21 protein-coding genes, 1 pseudogene and 1 riboswitch are annotated in these 18,947 nt (G+C 35.1%); of the genes and pseudogenes, 4 read left to right on the forward strand and 18 right to left on the reverse strand.

The window, feature by feature from the left end; translation table 11 throughout:
• Positions 1-10: 10 nt before the first annotated feature.
• From ACIQXW_RS10415 to comGA, 17 genes and pseudogenes are all read right to left on the reverse strand, one after another.
• On the reverse strand, positions 11-2,179 hold the full coding sequence (locus tag ACIQXW_RS10415) for a transcriptional regulator (protein WP_402761810.1): 2,169 nt from the start codon (positions 2,177-2,179) through the stop codon (positions 11-13).
• Positions 2,180-2,640: 461 nt separating this feature from the next.
• Positions 2,641-3,564, reverse strand: a complete 924-nt coding sequence (locus tag ACIQXW_RS10420; protein ID WP_402761813.1) for a serine/threonine-protein kinase — start codon at positions 3,562-3,564, stop codon at positions 2,641-2,643.
• Between the two features lie 290 nt (positions 3,565-3,854).
• On the reverse strand, positions 3,855-4,331 hold the full coding sequence (locus ACIQXW_RS10425) for a hypothetical protein (protein ID WP_402761816.1): 477 nt from the start codon (positions 4,329-4,331) through the stop codon (positions 3,855-3,857).
• A gap of 59 nt (positions 4,332-4,390) precedes the next feature.
• Complete coding sequence (locus ACIQXW_RS10430) at positions 4,391-4,867, reverse strand: hypothetical protein (protein ID WP_340823779.1); 477 nt, start codon at positions 4,865-4,867, stop codon at positions 4,391-4,393.
• Positions 4,868-4,888: 21 nt separating this feature from the next.
• The gene (locus tag ACIQXW_RS10435; RefSeq protein WP_340823777.1) at positions 4,889-5,362 is read right to left on the reverse strand and encodes a hypothetical protein; all 474 of its coding nucleotides are present in this window, start codon (positions 5,360-5,362) and stop codon (positions 4,889-4,891) included.
• A gap of 17 nt (positions 5,363-5,379) precedes the next feature.
• On the reverse strand, positions 5,380-6,192 hold the full coding sequence (locus ACIQXW_RS10440; protein WP_402761819.1) for a hypothetical protein: 813 nt from the start codon (positions 6,190-6,192) through the stop codon (positions 5,380-5,382).
• Positions 6,193-6,431: 239 nt separating this feature from the next.
• Positions 6,432-7,895: an aminomethyl-transferring glycine dehydrogenase subunit GcvPB gene (gene gcvPB, locus ACIQXW_RS10445; protein WP_340823774.1), complete on the reverse strand. Its 1,464-nt coding sequence runs from the start codon at positions 7,893-7,895 to the stop codon at positions 6,432-6,434.
• Positions 7,888-9,233: pseudogene (gcvPA, locus tag ACIQXW_RS10450) on the reverse strand (aminomethyl-transferring glycine dehydrogenase subunit GcvPA). The gene gcvPB and the pseudogene gcvPA overlap by 8 nt, the downstream one beginning before the upstream one ends.
• 25 nt (positions 9,234-9,258) lie before the next feature.
• Complete coding sequence (gene gcvT, locus ACIQXW_RS10455; RefSeq protein ID WP_340823771.1) at positions 9,259-10,362, reverse strand: glycine cleavage system aminomethyltransferase GcvT; 1,104 nt, start codon at positions 10,360-10,362, stop codon at positions 9,259-9,261.
• Positions 10,363-10,643: 281 nt separating this feature from the next.
• A riboswitch (glycine riboswitch) is annotated at positions 10,644-10,736 on the reverse strand.
• Between the two features lie 145 nt (positions 10,737-10,881).
• Positions 10,882-11,397, reverse strand: coding sequence for a shikimate kinase (locus tag ACIQXW_RS10460; protein WP_402761823.1), 516 nt, complete (start codon positions 11,395-11,397; stop codon positions 10,882-10,884).
• Positions 11,398-11,413: 16 nt separating this feature from the next.
• On the reverse strand, positions 11,414-11,614 hold the full coding sequence (locus tag ACIQXW_RS10465; RefSeq protein WP_402761826.1) for a hypothetical protein: 201 nt from the start codon (positions 11,612-11,614) through the stop codon (positions 11,414-11,416).
• Positions 11,592-12,020, reverse strand: coding sequence for a competence type IV pilus minor pilin ComGF (gene comGF, locus ACIQXW_RS10470; protein WP_402761829.1), 429 nt, complete (start codon positions 12,018-12,020; stop codon positions 11,592-11,594). The genes ACIQXW_RS10465 and comGF overlap by 23 nt, the downstream gene beginning before the upstream one ends.
• A complete protein-coding gene (locus ACIQXW_RS10475) occupies positions 12,017-12,331 on the reverse strand; it encodes a hypothetical protein (protein WP_340823765.1) in 315 nt (104 codons plus the stop codon). Before ACIQXW_RS10475 ends, comGF begins: the two co-directional genes overlap by 4 nt.
• Positions 12,328-12,768, reverse strand: coding sequence for a competence type IV pilus minor pilin ComGD (gene comGD, locus ACIQXW_RS10480; RefSeq protein ID WP_340823763.1), 441 nt, complete (start codon positions 12,766-12,768; stop codon positions 12,328-12,330). Before comGD ends, ACIQXW_RS10475 begins: the two co-directional genes overlap by 4 nt.
• Positions 12,765-13,106 (reverse strand): competence type IV pilus major pilin ComGC, encoded by a 342-nt coding sequence (comGC, locus tag ACIQXW_RS10485; RefSeq protein ID WP_402761832.1) that lies wholly within the window; start codon positions 13,104-13,106, stop codon positions 12,765-12,767. The genes comGD and comGC overlap by 4 nt, the downstream gene beginning before the upstream one ends.
• Before the next feature lie 14 nt (positions 13,107-13,120).
• The gene (gene comGB / locus ACIQXW_RS10490) at positions 13,121-14,200 is read right to left on the reverse strand and encodes a competence type IV pilus assembly protein ComGB (protein WP_402761834.1); all 1,080 of its coding nucleotides are present in this window, start codon (positions 14,198-14,200) and stop codon (positions 13,121-13,123) included.
• Positions 14,175-15,197 (reverse strand): competence type IV pilus ATPase ComGA, encoded by a 1,023-nt coding sequence (gene comGA / locus ACIQXW_RS10495; protein WP_402761837.1) that lies wholly within the window; start codon positions 15,195-15,197, stop codon positions 14,175-14,177. Before comGA ends, comGB begins: the two co-directional genes overlap by 26 nt.
• Positions 15,198-15,522: 325 nt before the next feature.
• Between comGA and ACIQXW_RS10500 the strand changes: the two genes are divergently transcribed.
• Together ACIQXW_RS10500 and ACIQXW_RS10505 are read left to right on the forward strand one after the other, a co-directional pair.
• Positions 15,523-16,233: a helix-turn-helix transcriptional regulator gene (locus ACIQXW_RS10500; RefSeq protein WP_340823757.1), complete on the forward strand. Its 711-nt coding sequence runs from the start codon at positions 15,523-15,525 to the stop codon at positions 16,231-16,233.
• 118 nt (positions 16,234-16,351) lie between these two features.
• Complete coding sequence (locus tag ACIQXW_RS10505; RefSeq protein ID WP_004231035.1) at positions 16,352-16,594, forward strand: DUF2626 family protein; 243 nt, start codon at positions 16,352-16,354, stop codon at positions 16,592-16,594.
• A 115-nt stretch (positions 16,595-16,709) separates the two neighbouring features.
• Here ACIQXW_RS10505 and ACIQXW_RS10510 read toward each other — a convergent pair whose 3' ends face one another.
• Entirely contained in the window at positions 16,710-17,354 is a 645-nt protein-coding gene (locus tag ACIQXW_RS10510; RefSeq protein ID WP_340823756.1) for an MBL fold metallo-hydrolase, read from the reverse strand.
• 168 nt (positions 17,355-17,522) lie between these two features.
• Between ACIQXW_RS10510 and ACIQXW_RS10515 the strand changes: the two genes are divergently transcribed.
• A complete protein-coding gene (locus ACIQXW_RS10515; RefSeq protein WP_172771999.1) occupies positions 17,523-17,702 on the forward strand; it encodes a DUF2759 domain-containing protein in 180 nt (59 codons plus the stop codon).
• 198 nt (positions 17,703-17,900) lie between these two features.
• Entirely contained in the window at positions 17,901-18,437 is a 537-nt protein-coding gene (locus ACIQXW_RS10520; protein WP_402761842.1) for a TlpA disulfide reductase family protein, read from the forward strand.
• Positions 18,438-18,947: the final 510 nt, after the last annotated feature.

Below are 18,947 nucleotides of genomic sequence, written 5' to 3' on the forward strand. Positions count from 1 at the left end.
TTGGTACTTTTTAAGCTTTTACAGCACTTGTTCCTTTAGTAATCATTACTTCAAGATTCTTCACATTGCCGTTAAATACGAGATCAATTTGGCATAAGCTTGTTTTATCATCAATAATGTAGCCAATGTCATCACCATCATGGATAACGGAGTTTACATAGCCTTTATCATTAAGCCACTTACTTTTTTGACTACTTGGATTATTACTAAAGAATCGAACAATGTTTTCGTGCTTGAAGTCCCCTGATTGGAATCTTAAAATTCTTTCAATATACGTACTCACTTGTGTTTTGTAGATTGAATCAAATCCATCCTCTTCCATCGCTAAACTTCTTGCTTTGTACACTGTAATACGTTTAATATCTTTATCCTGTAGCTGTGCATTTTCTGATGAGAATACAAAACCAAAGCTTCTGCTATTAATCGCATCTTTAATATTGTTCGTGAACCCAGAAATTTCTTTAGCCATTGTTGTCACAGCTCTTAATGAGTTATCGCCTGCTTCTATGTCAAAGCGTACGCCTGGATAACTTCTCTTTACATTGCGGAATGATTCCTTTAAGTACTCAGGACATTGATAAGCAGACACAATACCTGCTGCTACATAGCTCGCGCCTACATATACGCCTTCTATCCAAAGCTTGAGAATATCTTCTTTTTCTTTCGATAGGCGCGCACCATTTTCGGTTGTTTGCATCCTTGTATCAATGACTACGCCTGACTTGTCTTTTGGAATAATTGTAAAATTGGGTAAGCAAGGAATCGCAAATTCACTGTAATCTTTTCGAAGGAGAACCGAACATTTATCGATGAGACGGTCAATGCCTGCTGTTGCAATGCCGTTGAAAGTAGTTTCTTCTTCCGTCATAAAGTTAAAGAATATTTGGACTTTATAATCTTTTACTGTATCTAGAAGACTAGATAAGGATTCCATCGTGTTACCTTCTTGCTTTGCAACCTTTTCATTTCCTTTGAATCGAGATCGGCTCACTTTCATCTTTCCTGATGCTTCAAGCTCAAGTGCTGGCACGATGCCATACCATACAGTATCTGAGAAATCATTTTTCGAATTGACTGTATTTAAATACGTCCGCAACCTTGGTAAATTATTACTCTTAACGAGCATATCCAATTTTGCATTTGTCACTAATAACGAAGGTTGCATACCTTTATTTTTTGTCGCATATTGATCAAAATACATTTTGACACCTAGTAGCTTTTCTACTAATGGCTTCACTGTCTTTACAAATTCATCCTTTGCATCCTTATAGAATTCTAGGTATGTATTGTAATTTTGAACCTCTGTTTCCACGTCAAAATCTGCTTTTATAGATGGTAATGGCGAGAATGTTCTTACTACTAAATCCTTTACATAGGAAGATGGTGATTCTGTAATCGCCTCATAGTCTTCCTCAAAAACAGTACTTAAACCATAGTTACTATTCTCCTCAATAACCATCAACTCAGAAGTATTCGTTTGAGGTGCCTCGATAATTTTTAATTCACCCGTATCACCAATTGTAAGTGTCCCGATTTGCAGTTTTTCGGATTCGTTTTCCTCTTGATTAGCTCCTAGTAGCAGTCTCGTTTTAATATCTTCGATTGCTAACGGCAACATAGCCATAACATTGTTATAATTTCGGCTAGCTACTTCGAACATAAGATTTAACTTATCCCCTGTGTCTAGCTTTTTCGGATCCCCTTCATCTAGCTTGTCATATTCACCATACAAGTAATGAATCTCTTTTCTTACTTGGCGAATATCATCCATCACCTTTTTAGGAGAGATCATATCTAGTAAATTTTCAAATTTAAAGTCTACATTCGTAATTCCTTGGCTTCGTTTTGTATCAATGAGGGTAAATAGCATCTTTAAAAAATCATTGTTTTGATCGATTGCTATTTCGGAAATACAATCTTCTTGAATGCCTTCAGGTTTTTTAAGCGTATACATTACTTTCTGATTCGCAGCATTGTAGAACGAATAGACCGTTGGAGAGAACTTATCTAAAAATTCGTCAAAGCTTTTTACAAGAAGGTATTGATTTATTTCTTTCACTTTCTCATCACTTAAACTGTCAATTCCTTTTACATCCCCCACTAGTGTAATCAAATCCAGCTTTTCTGGATTGATTTCCTCAAAGAGCATTGTTCTGTTTGTTTGATTAATAATCTCCATTTATTCGGCTGTAAAACCTACAGCCATCCCTCCTTTTTATAGTAAATTTCGAGTAAGCATAATCATTAGTGAATACAAACTTTAAATTTACTTTTAAGTAATAAAATTCCAACTAAAGTAAAATAAAATACAGTTTAGATAAAACTGAAGTTGTAATTTCATAACCCTTTTATCTACATCACAAATGACATTATGTATCACAAAGTAACTATACAATATCTAATTATATTGTCAATATTTACAATAGAATATTTTGTAAATTATAGGACACTAATGGATTTCCGATAAAAAAGCGACATTATAATTTTTATGATATTTCTCTAAAAAAAGTGTAGATATTCACTTTTTTTTATCAAAAAAAACAGCCTAAGGTGTATTTTAAATACGCCTTTAGCTGTTTAAGTTTGTTCCTAGTTACACTGTAAAATGATAGTATCGGATTATGCATCCTAATTTATTGGTTATTTTGTATTATTTACCTTAAAATAGTTCCTTATTCTATTGACAAAATCTTCAAATAGAATAATGCATTTCATAACTTTTAAAGAAGGGCATCTTTTTTTTGCCTGTAAAGCCATTCCCCACATGATTGTATGGGCTAAAAGCATAGTTACCCTTTTATTATATTTTCTTATATGATCAATATTATCCTCAATTAGCCTCTGTGAAATATCAGGTGGAACCATATTTGTTAATAAATAATAAAAAGTTGCGGCTAAACTATACATATCTGTATAGACCCCTTGTACAGAGACATTTGAATATTGCTCAAGAGGAGTGTACCCAGGGCTTATAAAAATTTGATATTCTTTGGCATTTTTATAAAAAATCGCAGATCCAAAGTCTAGTAAAAATGGATTACCCTCTAAATCGATCATAATATTACTCGGTTTAATGTCTCGATGTAGAATACCTTGTTTATGTAGATAACTTAAAGCATCAATTAACGGCAGAAAAATACTAGTGTATAATTGCTCCCTATTATTAAGTGAAATATCTTTTAAATAATGATCTAATAATATGCCTTCATAATAATCCATTATGATATATAGCGTTTCATTCTCCTCAAAAAAGTCTATAAAATTGACAATATTTCGATGACTTATTTGCTTCATGATGATGGCTTCATTTAGAAAAGTTGCTTTTAAATCCTCAAATTTTGGCTTTGTTGATGGCAGACGGTTAATTACTGCTCTATTATCTAAATCCCGTAACGCAAGTTCCTGTGGAAAAAACTCTTTAATCGTTACCTGCCTGCCTTCATTGAGTGTTTCCGCCAAATAAACAATAGATAATTTACTAGTAGCAATTACTTCTTTTGTTTTATATGTATCATGTAGAATACTATGTACAGGTAAGCTTACTTCACATTGAGCCACAGACATTTTGATTTTTCCTCCATTTCATCAAATTTTGTTACTCTTAAAACAATAATCATAAAGTAGAACGCTATCTCAATATGTAATTATTTTAACTAAAATACAAATTAAAGCAATTATATAAAAATACACCTTTTAATAAAAAAATTATTGGATATGAAACTTCCAACTCCATAACATGCCTTTTCTATCCATCAAAATAAAAAACGTCCGATAAGTAACGATCGGACGCTTTTAGTTCAGTTCATTATTTTTGCAATCGAATCTAATTTTCATTGTTTGCTTATCTATCCAAATTATTTTGCCCCAACTATAGCTTCTAATGCGGCTAATCCTTGGATCAATAACTTAAAGTTTGGACGTTTCATATTGTTTGGCTCTTTTGCTACCATCGCCTGTAAATATCGTTTCAGCTCCTTTGTATAAGCCTTCGTAAATTCCATAAAATCAAATGTATATTGCCATTCTTGTGAATCCGAAAACGCATCAAAATTTGTAATGACTATATTTTTCCCCTCTTTTTTATAAGTATAGACATTCGCATTACCAAAAGTATCAAGAACTCGCTCCTCACCCGTTTGATATAAATCAAGTAATAGGTGATTAAATTCAATCACTATTGTACTGTGCAACGTTGTAGAGAAGAGTAAAATTTCTTTATTATTTGCAAGTACAAATACTTCTAAATAGCTGTCGAGATAATAATCTGCATGGACGGTTTTATTTTTCAGAACCGATACATCATCTTCTTCTAGATCAAATCTAATTTTCATGTTTATAGTACCTCTCCAAATTATTTCTCTTATATCTAATTTTCATTATTCTCTCTATATTATTTCCTGTGGACAACCTCTTCTAAGTTCATTAATTTTTCCCTCAATAAGATAAAGTCTGGACGTTTTACAATATTCGCATCTTTTCCTATTAAATTTTGTAAATGTTGACGTAACCCTTTCGTATAAGCCTTCAAAAATGCTTTAAACTCAAATGTATATTGCCATTCTTCTGAATTAGAGAATACACTAAAATTTGTAATAAAGACATTATTTCCAGCTTTTTTAAAGGTATAGACGTTCGCATTTCCAAAAGTATCAAGAATGAGTTTCTTACCTGTTTGATATAACTCTAATAATTGTTGACTGAATGTAATAATAATTGTACTGTGTATTGTTGTGGAGAAGAGTAAAATTTCTTTATTATTTTCAAGTACAAATACTTCTAAATAGCTGTCGAGATAATAATCTGCATGGACGGTTTTATTTTGAAGAACCGATACATCATCTTCTTCTAGATCAAATCTTATTTTCATTTTAATAGTATCTCTCCAAAATTATTTCTCTTTTACAATTTTTTCTAAATCATTTAATCCTTGTCTAAGTAAAATAAAGTTTGGACGTTTCATAATGTTAGCTTCTTCCATTACCATCGCATGCAAATATCGTCGCAGCTCTTTTGTATAAGCCTTCGTAAATTCCATAAAATCAAATGAATATAGCCATTCTTCTGTATTAGAGAATTCATCAAAGTTTGTAATCAGAATATTACCTCCTTCTTTTTTAAATGTATAGATATTGGCATTACCAAAAGTCTCAAGAGTTTGCTCCTTGCCAGTTTGATGCAACTCTATTAATAGTTGATTGAAATCAATAACAATAGTACTGTGCATTGTTGTAAAGAAAAGTAATACTTCCTTATTTTTTTCGATAACAAATACTTCCAAATAGCTATCAAGGTAAAAATCAGCATGAACATTTTTATTTTTAAGCACAGATACATCATTTTCGATATCGAATCTTATTTTCATTTTAAGTCTCCTTTAGTTTATTTTCTTATTACTGATGTCCCACTTCTTGGATAAGATGTTTTAATAATATTATCCTTTGTAACAATTGTTGTCATCTCAGAAATGCCATACTTTTTCGGATGATACGTGTAAACTTTAGTACCATCATTACGAGTGCTTTTTAAAGTTCCTTTTTCTAATGATTCCATGATTAAATTTTTTATCTGTGCATCTCCGAGTGCTCTAGGAAATAATGTTGTACCTCTATTTGCAGTAGTGCCCGCAACATGTCTTTTGTAAATGTGCTCCCAACCTGTACCGCTATTTCCATCTAATAAAATCCCTTTGGCATTAAACTTTTGAATTTTACCTAGACCTGCAAAGGCATCAATTTCAGCGGATTTCCCTGCTTTCTTCAATAGTGCGAATAATTTTCCTGATTTAACCACTTTCCCCGCTGGAAAGAGAGAAACTAAAGCTATCCCTTTTTCTGTAATACCAGCATTCGGGTTAAAAATCGTTCTTACATCATCCAGTACTAAAAAGTCTATACCTTCTTTAGCTGCATCTACTGCAAATTGACCAGCTCTTTTAAGCCAACTAACAGTAGATTTTGCCCAGTTCAAAGCTGTATCCACCCATGAGGTAGGTTTTGCAGAAGCACGAGCTGCCAGGAACATATTTCTTGCTTCACTGGAAATAGCAACGGTGTCACGCTGTGGCATGGCAAAATTTTTAATGCTTTTATCATTGTTTTGGTTTGATGTAGCAATTAATGGATTAGTGCTACTAAATCTTTTCACAGATACATGAGTAGAATGTTGCTGATTAAAGTTAGTATTAATTGACATATAGACCTCCCAATGAAAGTATTAAATTTTACGTATATTATACAATGGTGGTTTTTTCTATAAAATAATAAATTTTTTTCGAAATTTCACTACATCCGAGATATTTTTATCAAAATATTCTACTAGAATAAGTTTCATAGAAATAATATTTTTCTCTTTTTCTAGTAACTTCAATTTTCCTCCAACACAAAAAAATGCCCGATCAGTATAGTAAAATACTGGTCGGGCATTGTGTATTATTATGCTTTTTGATAGCGAAGCACTGGTGTACGAGCAGCGCGTGTTTCGTCAAGACGAGTTACGACTGTTGTATGTGGTGCTTCTTGTACGATAGATGGATTTTCTTCTGCTTCTTTCGCAATTTGAATCATAATATCGCAGAATGCATCTAATGTTTCTTTTGATTCTGTTTCTGTAGGCTCAATCATTAACGCCTCTTCCACGTTTAGCGGGAAGTACGTTGTTGGTGGATGGTAGCCAAAGTCTAACAGGCGTTTTGCAATATCGAGTGTACGAACGCCAAGTTTCTTCTGACGACGACCAGATAGAACAAATTCATGCTTACAATGACGGTTATATGGTAAATCGTAGAATGGCTCTAGACGACGCATCATATAGTTTGCGTTTAGTACTGCATATTCTGTGACAGCTTTTAAGCCATCTGGGCCCATCGTACGAATGTACGTATATGCACGTACGTTAATACCAAAGTTGCCATAGTAAGGTTTAACACGACCGATTGATTGTGGACGCTCGTAATCAAAGTGGTATGAACCATCTTCTGTTCTTACAAGTACTGGTTTTGGTAGGAACGGAATTAAATCAGCTTTTACGCCTACTGGACCGGAACCTGGACCACCGCCACCGTGTGGACCTGTAAACGTTTTGTGTAAGTTTAAGTGTACACAGTCAAAGCCCATATCGCCAGGACGTGCTTTACTCATAACCGCATTTAAGTTAGCGCCGTCATAGTATACTTTACCGCCAACTTCATGGATAAGCTCTGCCATTTCGATAATATTTTCTTCAAATAGACCAAGCGTATTTGGGTTTGTTAGCATTAATGCCGCTGTATCTGAACCTACTACTTTACGTAAATCTTCGATGTCTACTAAGCCATTTTCATCAGATTTTACTGTAATAGTTTCAAAGCCTGCAACTGTTGCTGATGCTGGATTTGTACCATGAGCTGAGTCAGGAACGATCACTTTATTACGATGTCCTTCTCCATTTGCTTCATGGAAAGCACGAATCATCATTAATGCTGTCCATTCACCATGGGCACCTGCAGCTGGTTGTAATGTCACTTCATCCATACCTGTAATTTCTACTAATGATGTTTGTAGTTCATAAAGAAGCTCCATTGCACCTTGTACAGTTGATTCATCTTGTAATGGATGAACATTAGCAAAACCAGAAAAACGTGCAACTGACTCATTAATTTTCGGGTTGTACTTCATCGTACATGAGCCAAGTGGGTAGAATCCAGAGTCTACACCGTGGTTACGACGAGATAGCGCTGTATAATGACGCATAATATCAAGTTCCGAAACTTCTGGTAACTCAGCTGCTTCTTCACGAATACAGTTTGCAGGAAGTAAATCTGCAAGATCAACTTCTGGTACATCTAAAGCTTCTAAGCTATACCCTACGCGACCTTCTTTTGTAATTTCAAAAATGAGTGATTGATTTTCGTTATGCATTGAGAGCCCCCATTTCTGCAACAAGTGCATCAATTTCTTCCTTCGTGCGTAATTCTGTTACAGCGATTAGTACGTGTTGCTTAAGTGAATCGTAAGTTTGACCTAATGGATAACCACCGATAATACCTTTTTAATTAAGCCTTTATTGATTTCTTTCACGCATTTATTTGTTTTCACAACGATTTCATTAAAGTGCGCACCTTGGAATGCAACAGTAAATCCTGCCGCTTCAAAGGCATTTTTCGCATAGCGTGTTTTCGCAATATTTTGCGTAGCCATTTCTCGAACGCCTTGCTTCCCTAAAGCTGTCATTGCAACAGAAGCTGCAAGTGCTAAAAGTGCTTGGTTTGAACAAATGTTAGATGTAGCTTTATCACGACGGATATGCTGCTCACGTGCTTGTAGCGTTAATACATAACCACGGCGACCTTCACCATCTACCGTTTCACCAACAAGACGGCCAGGAACTTTACGCATTAATTTTGTTGTTACCGCGAAGAAACCACAGTGTGGACCACCGAAGCTTTCAGCAATACCAAATACTTGTGCATCACCAACACAAATATCAGCACCAAGCTTACCTGGAGGTGTTAAAATACCAAGCGCTAGTGGGTTAGATGATACAACAAATAAACTTTTTGCATCATGTGCAATATCACCGATTACTTGTAAATCCTCTACTTGACCAAAGAAGTTTGGATATTGTGCAATAACAGCCGCTGTATTTTCATCAATCAGCTCTTTTAAAGCTTCTACATCTGTCACACCATCTTTATGAGGGATTGTTACGATGTCAATTGATTGACCGTATGCATATGTAGCAACGACATCACGATATTCAGGGTGAACCGTTTCAGATACTAAAATTTTCTTACGACGTGTATGTCCTGCAGCTAACATACCTGCTTCAGCAAGTGCCGTTCCACCATCATACATAGACGAGTTCGCAAGATCCATTCCTGTAAGCTCAGCAATCATCGTTTGGAATTCAAAAATTGCTTGTAATTCCCCTTGTGAGATTTCAGGTTGGTACGGTGTATAAGCAGTGTAAAACTCTGAACGAGAAATGACATGGTCTACAATAATTGGTTTATAGTGATTATAGACACCTGCGCCTAAGAAGGATACGTTCGCATTCGTATCATTGTTTTTTGCAGCAAGTGCAGATAACTCTTTTAAAAGTGCTGATTCTGATTTCGCTGCTTTAATATCATAAAGGCCTTTGAAACGTACTTTTTCTGGAATATCCTCGAATAGCTCATCGACTGATGACACACCAACTACGTCTAACATTTCTTTTTTATCTTGCTCCGTCATTGGTAAATAACGATGTTTCATAAATGTAGGTCCCTCTTTTCAAATTTTATTTTGAACGCTTGTAAAACGGTGTTTCAACTGTCACTACTTTTAATTGCTTACCACGAATTTCAATTTCCAATTCAGTTCCGATTGTTGCGAATTGGCTGTCAATTAATGCGTTACCAACATTACGTTTTGAAGAAGGAAGCTGTGTACCTGTTGTCACTTCACCAATTTCTTTACCATCTTTGAACACTTTGTAGCCATGTCGTGGAATCCCTTTATCGATCATTTCAATACCTACGATTTTACGCGCTAATCCATTTTCTTTTTGCTCTGCTAACACGCCATGACCAATGAAGTCTTCTTTATTTAATTTCACAGCAAAGCCAATGCCCGCTTCAAGTGGTGAAATTGTTGCTGAAAGTTCTTGCCCATAAAGAGGAAGTCCTGCTTCAAAGCGTAGTGTATCACGGCAACCCAAGCCAGCTGGCACAACGCCTTTGTCTTTTCCAGCTTCTAGGATGATATCCCATAATGCTTTAATGTCCGCTGGAGCCCCATATAATTCAAAACCATCTTCACCCGTATAACCACTGCGAGAAACTAATGCTTTATGCCCTGCAATTTCAACATCATCTTGGAAGCGGAAATATTTGATTGCAGTTAAATCCGTTGCTGTTAATGATTGAAGAAGTTCTTCAGCTAATGGTCCTTGTAGAGCGATCTGCGCATATGAATCAGATTGATTGTCAATTGTCACATCATATTGATGTTGATTTTCCATCATCCAGTCATAATCTTTTTCAATATTTGCCGCATTGACACATAGTAAATAATGATTGTCTGCTAGTTTATAAGTTAATAAATCATCGACAACGCCACCATCTTCATAGCACATCGCATTGTATTGCGCTTGACCTGTAGCAATTTTCGAAATGTCATTCGACAACAGATTTTGTAAAAAATCTAAAGCCTCAGGACCAGTTACTAAAATTTCACCCATATGTGACACATCAAATAAGCCTGCACGATTACGCACTGCATCATGTTCTTCTTTAATAGAAGTGAATTGTACTGGTAATTCCCATCCACCGAAGTCAATTGTTTTACCACCATACTTTGCATATTCGTCAAATAGAGGTGTACGTTTTAATTCATTCGTCATTACTATTGCCTCCTTATTGTTAGTATCATTTTTACTGGTAGTAGTTCGCCTGCTTTTTTCCACATCGTAAAGCGCATAAGTCTATGTACGTAGCAAGCATTAATACTGCCCAATTGTACTTTTGACAAATGCCTAGACATAAAAAAAGACAGACGAACCCCTTTTCGGGATTCTCTGTCCTTGCACCTGAAAGTTACACCAAACTAACTCGCATTACGAAAATGCCAGTTAGTAGGCTTTCCCCTTTGGTGGCTGTTGTATTACAGCACTCTCCAGAGTTGCGTCTTGTACGAGTCCTTTTACCTGAGAGATTCATAGCCCTTTGCTACTTGCTCCTTCGGTGGCGTCTACACGCGCTCTCCCCGTACAATCATCCGCCCAAGAATACTCTTGGTTCTATTTAGTATTCAATGTACAAAAAGTTACCTTATTAGTCTATATCCTAACATTGATTGTATTGAAAAGGCAAACATTTTTTAAATTAACTTAAAAGACGAATATTAAGTTCATTTAATATAACTATCGTTCGTTTTTCAATCTTTTTACTTGAAATACTAAATACTCGAGAATATGTCGAATTGTTCTACCTTCTGTAAGCACTTGAATATGTCCTGCTTCACGATAGAATTTTCTTCTGTAATGATACAGCTCCTCTAACTCTTCCTTTGTTGATCTTTGTACAATTGGTCTATTTGGATCATGCTGTATTCTTTTATAAATATCTTCGAATGTCGCATCTAAAAAGAATACAAGTCCACTGCGTCTCATAATTTTCCGGTTTTCCCCATGTACAGCTGCACCGCCACCTGTAGAGATAATACATGCCTCGTCGCGGAAATTTTTCAAAAATTCCGTTTCTATTTCTCGGAAACGAGCCTCTCCATATTTCTCAAAAATCTGTGGAATCGTCATCCCCTGCTGTCTGACAATTTCATGATCCATATCATAGTACGGTAACTTTAATAAATAGCTTAACCTTCTTCCTAACGCACTTTTCCCGCAGCCCATAAAGCCAACTAAATATATTTTTCGCATTCGAATCACCTTCTTACTACGATTCTACACTGTCTGACAAAATTTGTCCTAATAAATTTATCGTAGCTCGAACATTCATTTTTTCCAACCCATCATATGTTCGAAACTGAATCTCATAAGACATGCAATACGCAAGAACAAAAGTAGTTACAAAAAATAATAATGCAATTGCGATTAAAAATACAGTCCCTCTATCATTTTTCAATAATTGGTACATAATAGGTCCGCTCCTTTTTTAAACCGCTTGGAAATTCGACAGCTATTGTGAGCTCATTATTGTTAAATTGGAACTGACATTTATTAATCCCGATGAGCATTGGGACATGGCCACCATTAACTTGATCTCGAATCATATTACGATAGCAATCAAAATGATGAAGTGTATTTAATGTTTTCAGCGTAATTCTTTTTTGATCTCTTCTGATCGTTATTGGCGTAGTAGCATTTGTTAAATACGTATTCATTTCGAAAACAAATAACTCCCATTTTGTTTGTTCATCCGTCATCATAGTTGCTTTTATATTAGCAGCCCAAAGGATAATCAATATTAATACATGACAAACTAGCACAAATACGAATAATTGAAACAATGCTTCCAGTAATGTATAGCCTTTTTCATTCATCGAATTTCACCTGTTTGTTGGATACACTTTTGTCGTTGTTCTTTTGTGTTTTGGAACGTTACACATATCCCTTGTCCATCAAACAGCCAGTGATAGTTTACCTCATCAACTGTCCTTATCCCTTGGACTTGCTGTAAAAACAAATATTGCTTCAATCCTTCATAGGCTGTTTCAGCTGCAGCAACCTCTAGCCTTTTATTGTATAAATTTGTTTTCATTGTGTAACTAATAGGAATTAAAGTTGAACAGAGTATCATGATAATGAAAACCGATACGATTGTTTCGACAAATGAGTAGCCTGTTTCATTCATTCAACTCGTGCTCTCCCTCGCCCTAGAGTAATGACAACCTTTTTAGTCCCCTGGGGTGTTTTAAAATAAACTGTTCCTGGGGTCATGACATTCCCTTTAAAATTAAATCGTATCGTTTGTACGGTACTCCGATCAGACAATAATTCAACCCCCTTCGGAAAAGGGCGAATATAAATATTCGTATAAAAATCCTTTTTTATACTATAACGTTGTGATGAACTTTCAAATTTCATAAATATATAATCTTTATGCTGCATGCTATACGTTTGCAAATAGTGGAGATCTAATTGAATTTGGCTAAAAAAGCGTTCGATTTCTTTTGCTTCTGCTACTTTTAACGAAAATTGTGTCACAATAGCTATTAACGTCATCACAACAAACAAAACAATTACTATTTCAATTAATGTATAGCCTCGCTCATTTTTTTGACAATTCATTGGCTATCAGCCTCTGATATGGGAGACTGTTTGGTTAACAAAACCTCTCCTTTATTCGTAATGATAATTTCTTCTTTATTTGGACAAGTCTTTCCCTGCTCTTTTAAATAACCTTTCGAAACTAAATCTTCTAAAGTAGGATACGCCATAAAATCTACTCGGTATGCCTCTACTTGTCCTTGCACCATAGCTATATAGGCAGCGCAGCCCTTTTCATCAATTGTTGCAAAATGTTTTGTTACATTTGGAATTGTTATTAGTATAAGGATTGAAATAATCAACAAGACGATTAACATTTCAATTAGTGTAAAGCCAGCTTCTTGTTTAAAAAGCTTCATTGAAGGTCCTCCTCCTATACTAGTTCTATCATGTGATATATCGGCAATAATAAACTTACATAGGCAGCAACTATACATAACGCAATAAAAACAAAAAACGAAGGTTGTACAAAAGCAAGCATTCTCTGTAACAGGAATTCCTGCTTTTCTAACAACAGTTCACTATATAGTGTTAATTCTTTCCCTAAATAACCGCTTTGCTCACCATGTTCTACGAAAGTTGAAAAATCGTTTTGCCACGCTGTTATAAACATGACAGCCTGTGTTAACGTATCACCATATGTAACTCTTTCCTTTATACGACTCGCCAAATATTGAACATATGGTTGAAATCGTTGCTCTTCTAAAATTTGCAGGCTAGCTTGTAGAGAAAAGCCACTTTGAAGCAAGCTACCCAAATATGCAGCAAATTGCCTTGTTATCGTTAACCGAAAATAACGATTAACAAAAGGTATTCTCAATATGACGTATAGCCTACGGGCAATCGATTGCCTTAATAGCAACCGCTGAAAAACAATACTATTACATGTCATGACAATAACGATTATCACAAATGCGTCAGGCACATGTAATAAAAGTTTTGATAGTGCAATACTTACCTCTTCCTCTGTTCCAATGGTACGGCTTTTAACCATCGTTTCTATGTTAGGAAAGAAAACTGTACGAAATACTAAAAACAGTAGAAGCAAAAACACAATGAGTACTACTGGATACAAAAGTAGCTTAATAAATTTTCTCTTTGTCTCTTGGCTCATAGTCATTTGCTTTGCAACAGCTTTTAATGCTTCAATCATATGTCCATTATTTTCAGCAATAGAAATGGCTATTAAATAATGCTTTGCTAGTTGTAATGTTTCAAATACACCTATAACTCCTTTACCTTGCCTAAGTGCTTCATCTACAAACTGTTGTACCTCCTCATGCTTGGCTACATGATGTGGCAATAGCATTGAAACTGCTTGTGAAAACAAATAACCTTCCTGTATTAATACACTTAAGCGACTGATAAACTGAGCTTGTTCCTTTAGTCGCCATATTGTAGCTCTTTTGTAATCCAGTATAAGCCTATTAATAAACGTGCTGAGCTTTGGCATAGTATTGCCTCTCAATTTCTTCTTTTTGTCCAGCAAGCGTTAGATCATAAGGCAATTTATAGACAGCATTTTGCTTTAGCGCACCTATAGCCATATCAAGATGGTCCTCACTTAATATTTCAAACAATGCTCGGCGCTCCTCCTGCTGTTGTGGTATTTGAATAAGAACTTGAGCCACAATACCGATTACTGTTTGACGTAGCTCTTCATCAGAAATACCTAAATCAATGAGGCGATAGAGACAGCTTACAGAATCTTTAGCATGAATAGTAGAAAGTACTAAATGACCGGTTAATGCCGCTTGAATTGCAATTTTAGCCGTTTCTTGATCGCGAATTTCACCGATCATAATAACATCTGGCGAATGTCGTAAAATCGCTTTTAAGCCTGTGGCATAGGTAATACCTGCTCGTTCATTTACTTGTATTTGTAAAAGATTGACCTGATTATTCTCCACTGGATCTTCTAATGAAATCACATGGCGATGAAGAACAGTAGTACAATGGTGAATTAAAGAGTACAGAGATGTAGTTTTACCAGAACCCGTTGCACCGCAAAATAATAAAATTCCTTGCTGATTTTCAACAAGCTTTGTTAACTTATGTGCTGCACATTCGGAATAACTTAAAGAAGTAAGTGGAAATGCGTGGTTTTGAAGTAGAAGCCGAATAATGAGGCTTTCTTTTAAATAAGCCGAAGGAAGTGTAGAAACTCGAAAAGCAAAATGGTTTTGCTCGACTATTTTTTGAAATGAGCCACTTTGAGGTTTACGACGCTCACTAATATCTAATGCTGCTAAATATTTATAATATGACACGATTCGCTCAGCAAGCTCGTTGGGGAGTTCCCCTGCCTGAAGCAACTTATCATATTTACGAAAATAGATGATATATCGATTTTCTTCCGGTATAAGTAATAAATCGGAAGCACCAAAATGATAGGCCTTTACTAAAAGATGCTCACTTTTTTGTTCTACAACAGATTCAAAAGTTTGCATAATAACACCTTCTTTCTAGTTCATTCGAATATGACCGCTCTATTCGTTATTTCCTAGTATAAGGATGTCTGCGTTACGAGAAAAGCCCTTTTTCTAAAATAAAATCTTAATTGCCATTTCACTATGAAATCTAGATTTTTCAAAAAAACTTGTGGATAACATACATTTTTTCACAAAATATGAACAAAAAACATGAAAAAGATAATAATTATGCCTAAAGAAACTGTAACTTTTCCAATAATACAATATAATAGAATCAACATGATTTTTTTCCTAGCTTTTGACCAACTACAATTTTCCAAAAAATTAAATTGAGGTGATGTAAATGATCCATCCATTAAAAATTACTAGTACATTAGCCGATGAAACAAGATACTCCATTTATGAGTATATTTTAAAAGAGAAAAAAACAGTAACGGTTCAAAATATTGCTGATAAATTTAGCATTCATCCTAACGTTGCTCGCCTTCACTTAACAAAGCTCTCTGAAATTAATATTATCTCGGCAGATTTTGCAAAAACTGGTAAAGGCGGAAGGCCTGGTCGTGTTTATAAGGCTTCTGAAAAAGGAGTTTCACTAACCTTCCCAAGACGTGACGAAGAGCGCTTATTAAAATGGACAATTCAGCTAGTAGAAGAATTAGGGCCATCCGCGCTAACAAAATGTCAGGAAATTAGTTATCAAGATGGTTATCAGCAAATGAAAAATTATGTTAACGCAGAATTAAAACTAAATAATATGCTATCCTTTGAACAAAAGCTTCAGTTATTAACTGATAATGCCGCATTAATTGGCTATATTCCACAAATACAGCAGTCGGAAAAAGGTAAAAAAGTAATCTTCTCCATTTTTAACTGCCCGTTCCAAGAGCAGCTTAATACCCACTCTGATATTGTTTGTACATTACATGAATCTTATTTAAAAGGGCAATTAAACGCATTATTTTCCAATAATGAATTTGTTCAAATCGAAAGTATGGTACATAACTGCGATTTATGCAAATATGAAATTAACGTGACAGAAATCGATAGCTAAATCAAAAATCCATTTGTTTGTCACAAAGAAGCACAAGTTCCAGTTTACAGACACCTTTCATATCATTTATAATGAGTAAGAGATTATTGTGTCGTGGGCAAAAGGAGGGGAAATCTTCATGGATAATATGTATAAAGTTATGGCATTCTGGACAGGTATTTTTGCAGTTATGTTCTACCTTGGTGGTATGAACGAGGTATCGCTATTATTCTTAGGTAATACAGGTTTATTCTTATTATTAGGCTTCTTAAACCTTTCAGAGCGTATGTACATGTACATTTTCGGAGCATATTTAACTGTATTCTTCGCTGGCTTCACGTACTATACAACATTCATACACGTACCTGGCGGCGGTCATTAATACAAAAAATCGCGTGTCTCAAAACAATTTTGAGACACGCTTTTTTTAATTCGTAAACATACTTCTGTCACTTTAACACTATTGTAAAACACACATCATCTCATGTCGATAACAATTAAAATCCATTTAAAAATGGGTTTGTTTCCATTTCTGCACCAATTGTAGTGTAATTACCATGGCCTGGGTAAACAATAGTATCTTCAGGTAATGATAATAATTTATCATGAATGGATGTAAGTAATAGTTTTGTCGAACCTCCAAGCAAATCCGTACGCCCTACACCTTGCTCAAATAGTGTATCTCCAACAATAGCAAATCCATCTTGTTCAAAAATATAAGAAATACTCCCAGGTGAATGTCCAGGTGTAAATACTGCCTTAAAAACGAAATTACTTATTTCAAAAAGTTGTTCTTGTTTAATAATATGTTCTTCCATAGGAGCTGCAACTGTATAATCTGGTAGCGCCGCATATTTACTAGAGCCATTTTTCGCTGGATCACTTAGCCAGCTCACCTCTTTTTCGTGAATCCATAACGGAATATTAAAAGTCTCCCTTACTTCATCCACTGCACCGATATGATCAAAATGGGCATGTGTTAAAAAAATGCCTATTGGCTTCAGTCCATTACTGCGAATAGCTTTCATAATTTTTGCAGCTTCTTCTCCTGGATCAAAAATTAAACATTCTTTCTCTTTATTCGATACGATATAACAATTCGTTTGGACTGGTCCAAGGGAATAGCTTCGTACGTTCATCATACTTATCACCTCAACTTCATATTATACATTCTTTGCCACAATTTGACGATAAAAGTTCATACTTTGCTCTATAATAGTCCTCGACAAAAACAGGTAGAACGTTTACAATTAAGGAGGAATATTGTTTACGACATTCATTTTCTGATGTCGAAAGGAGTGTCTTTTTTAATGAACTTATTAATGGTTATTTTTGGTCTAGTAGCGATTTTTGCTGTCGTTGGTACATTCCAAGCAATTAAAGAAAAGAACTTACTAAGTATTGTTTTCAACTTAGCGAGTGCTGGAGTATTCGGCTGGTTCGTCATTATGACAATCATTCATAGCGGATATCCACCAACGTTACACTAAAATTTAGACAGAAAAAGAGCAGTCTCTATGTGAGACTGCTCTTTTTTTATGGCGTTAAGCGTTAACTGCATACGTTATAATGTTTAAAATTAGGAGGTATCTTTTTAAAAATTACGCTATGATATAAGTAAGGATTTTGAAAAAATGGAATTAACGCTATTTTAATAATCCTCTAACATATACATAAAGGAGATTGTCATGAAAAGGAAAAATATTTTTATCGTCATTTCATTATTAGTAGTCTTATCACTAATTGGTATTACTGTGAAGAACGAAATATTCAAAGAGGAAGCACCAAAATTGATTGTAGATAAACAAAGTGGTTCAAAGTCGGTTAACTTCGACACGTCATTAACTCGTTTAGATGAATCAACGACGACGTTCAAAAATTATAAAGGTAAAATTCTTGTTATTAATTTTTGGGCATCTTGGTGTGGTCCTTGTCAGGCGGAAGCGCCAGATTTAAATACTTTTTTTGAGCAAAAGCCCTCGAATGTTGAGCTACTTGCGATTAATGCAACTTCTAATGACAGTCGTGAAAATGCTATCAAGTTCCAGCAATTATACGATTTGAAGTTCCCTATTTTTTTAGATAATGATAGATCGCTTGGTAAGTCATTTGAAGTTATGGCCTACCCTACAACCTTTATTATTGATACTGAAGGTGTGTTAAAGCATACAATCGAGGGACAATTAACACAACAACAATTACAGCAATTAATAGCGAATCTTTAAATTACTAAATAATACGCCTGCCATTACATATTGTAAATACCTCTCAAACAGTGTCATAAGCATTTTAAAGATTTGCTATCTCATTCGGTCGCTTCTTCTATAGTGTCATCTTTCTATAGCGTAAAAATCCACTTCGCTTTCCGCGGGTACAAATGTCAGCCGCAACCCTCGCTTTCGCGCGGACTGTTGCGTCTTACATTTTGTATGTTCCCGCTGGAGTCTTCGTGGATTTTTACTTCGATATAAAATATACCTACATGCAGTGTCATAAGCATTTTAAAGATTTGCTATCTCATTCGGTCGCTCCTTCTATAGTGTCATCTTTCTATAGCGTAAAAATCCACTTCGCTTTCCGCGGGTACAAATGTCAGCCGCAACCCTCGCTTTCGCGCGGACTGTTGCGTCTTACATTTTGTATGTTCCCGCTGGAGTCTTCGTGGATTTTTTAGGTGGAAATACAGAAACAATTCACTAGTAGTGCTATTAGATTTATAAATTGTCAGAATTGTT

The sequence above is a fragment of the Lysinibacillus sp. NPDC097162 genome (genome assembly GCF_044762185.1).
Classification (GTDB): domain Bacteria; phylum Bacillota; class Bacilli; order Bacillales_A; family Planococcaceae; genus Lysinibacillus.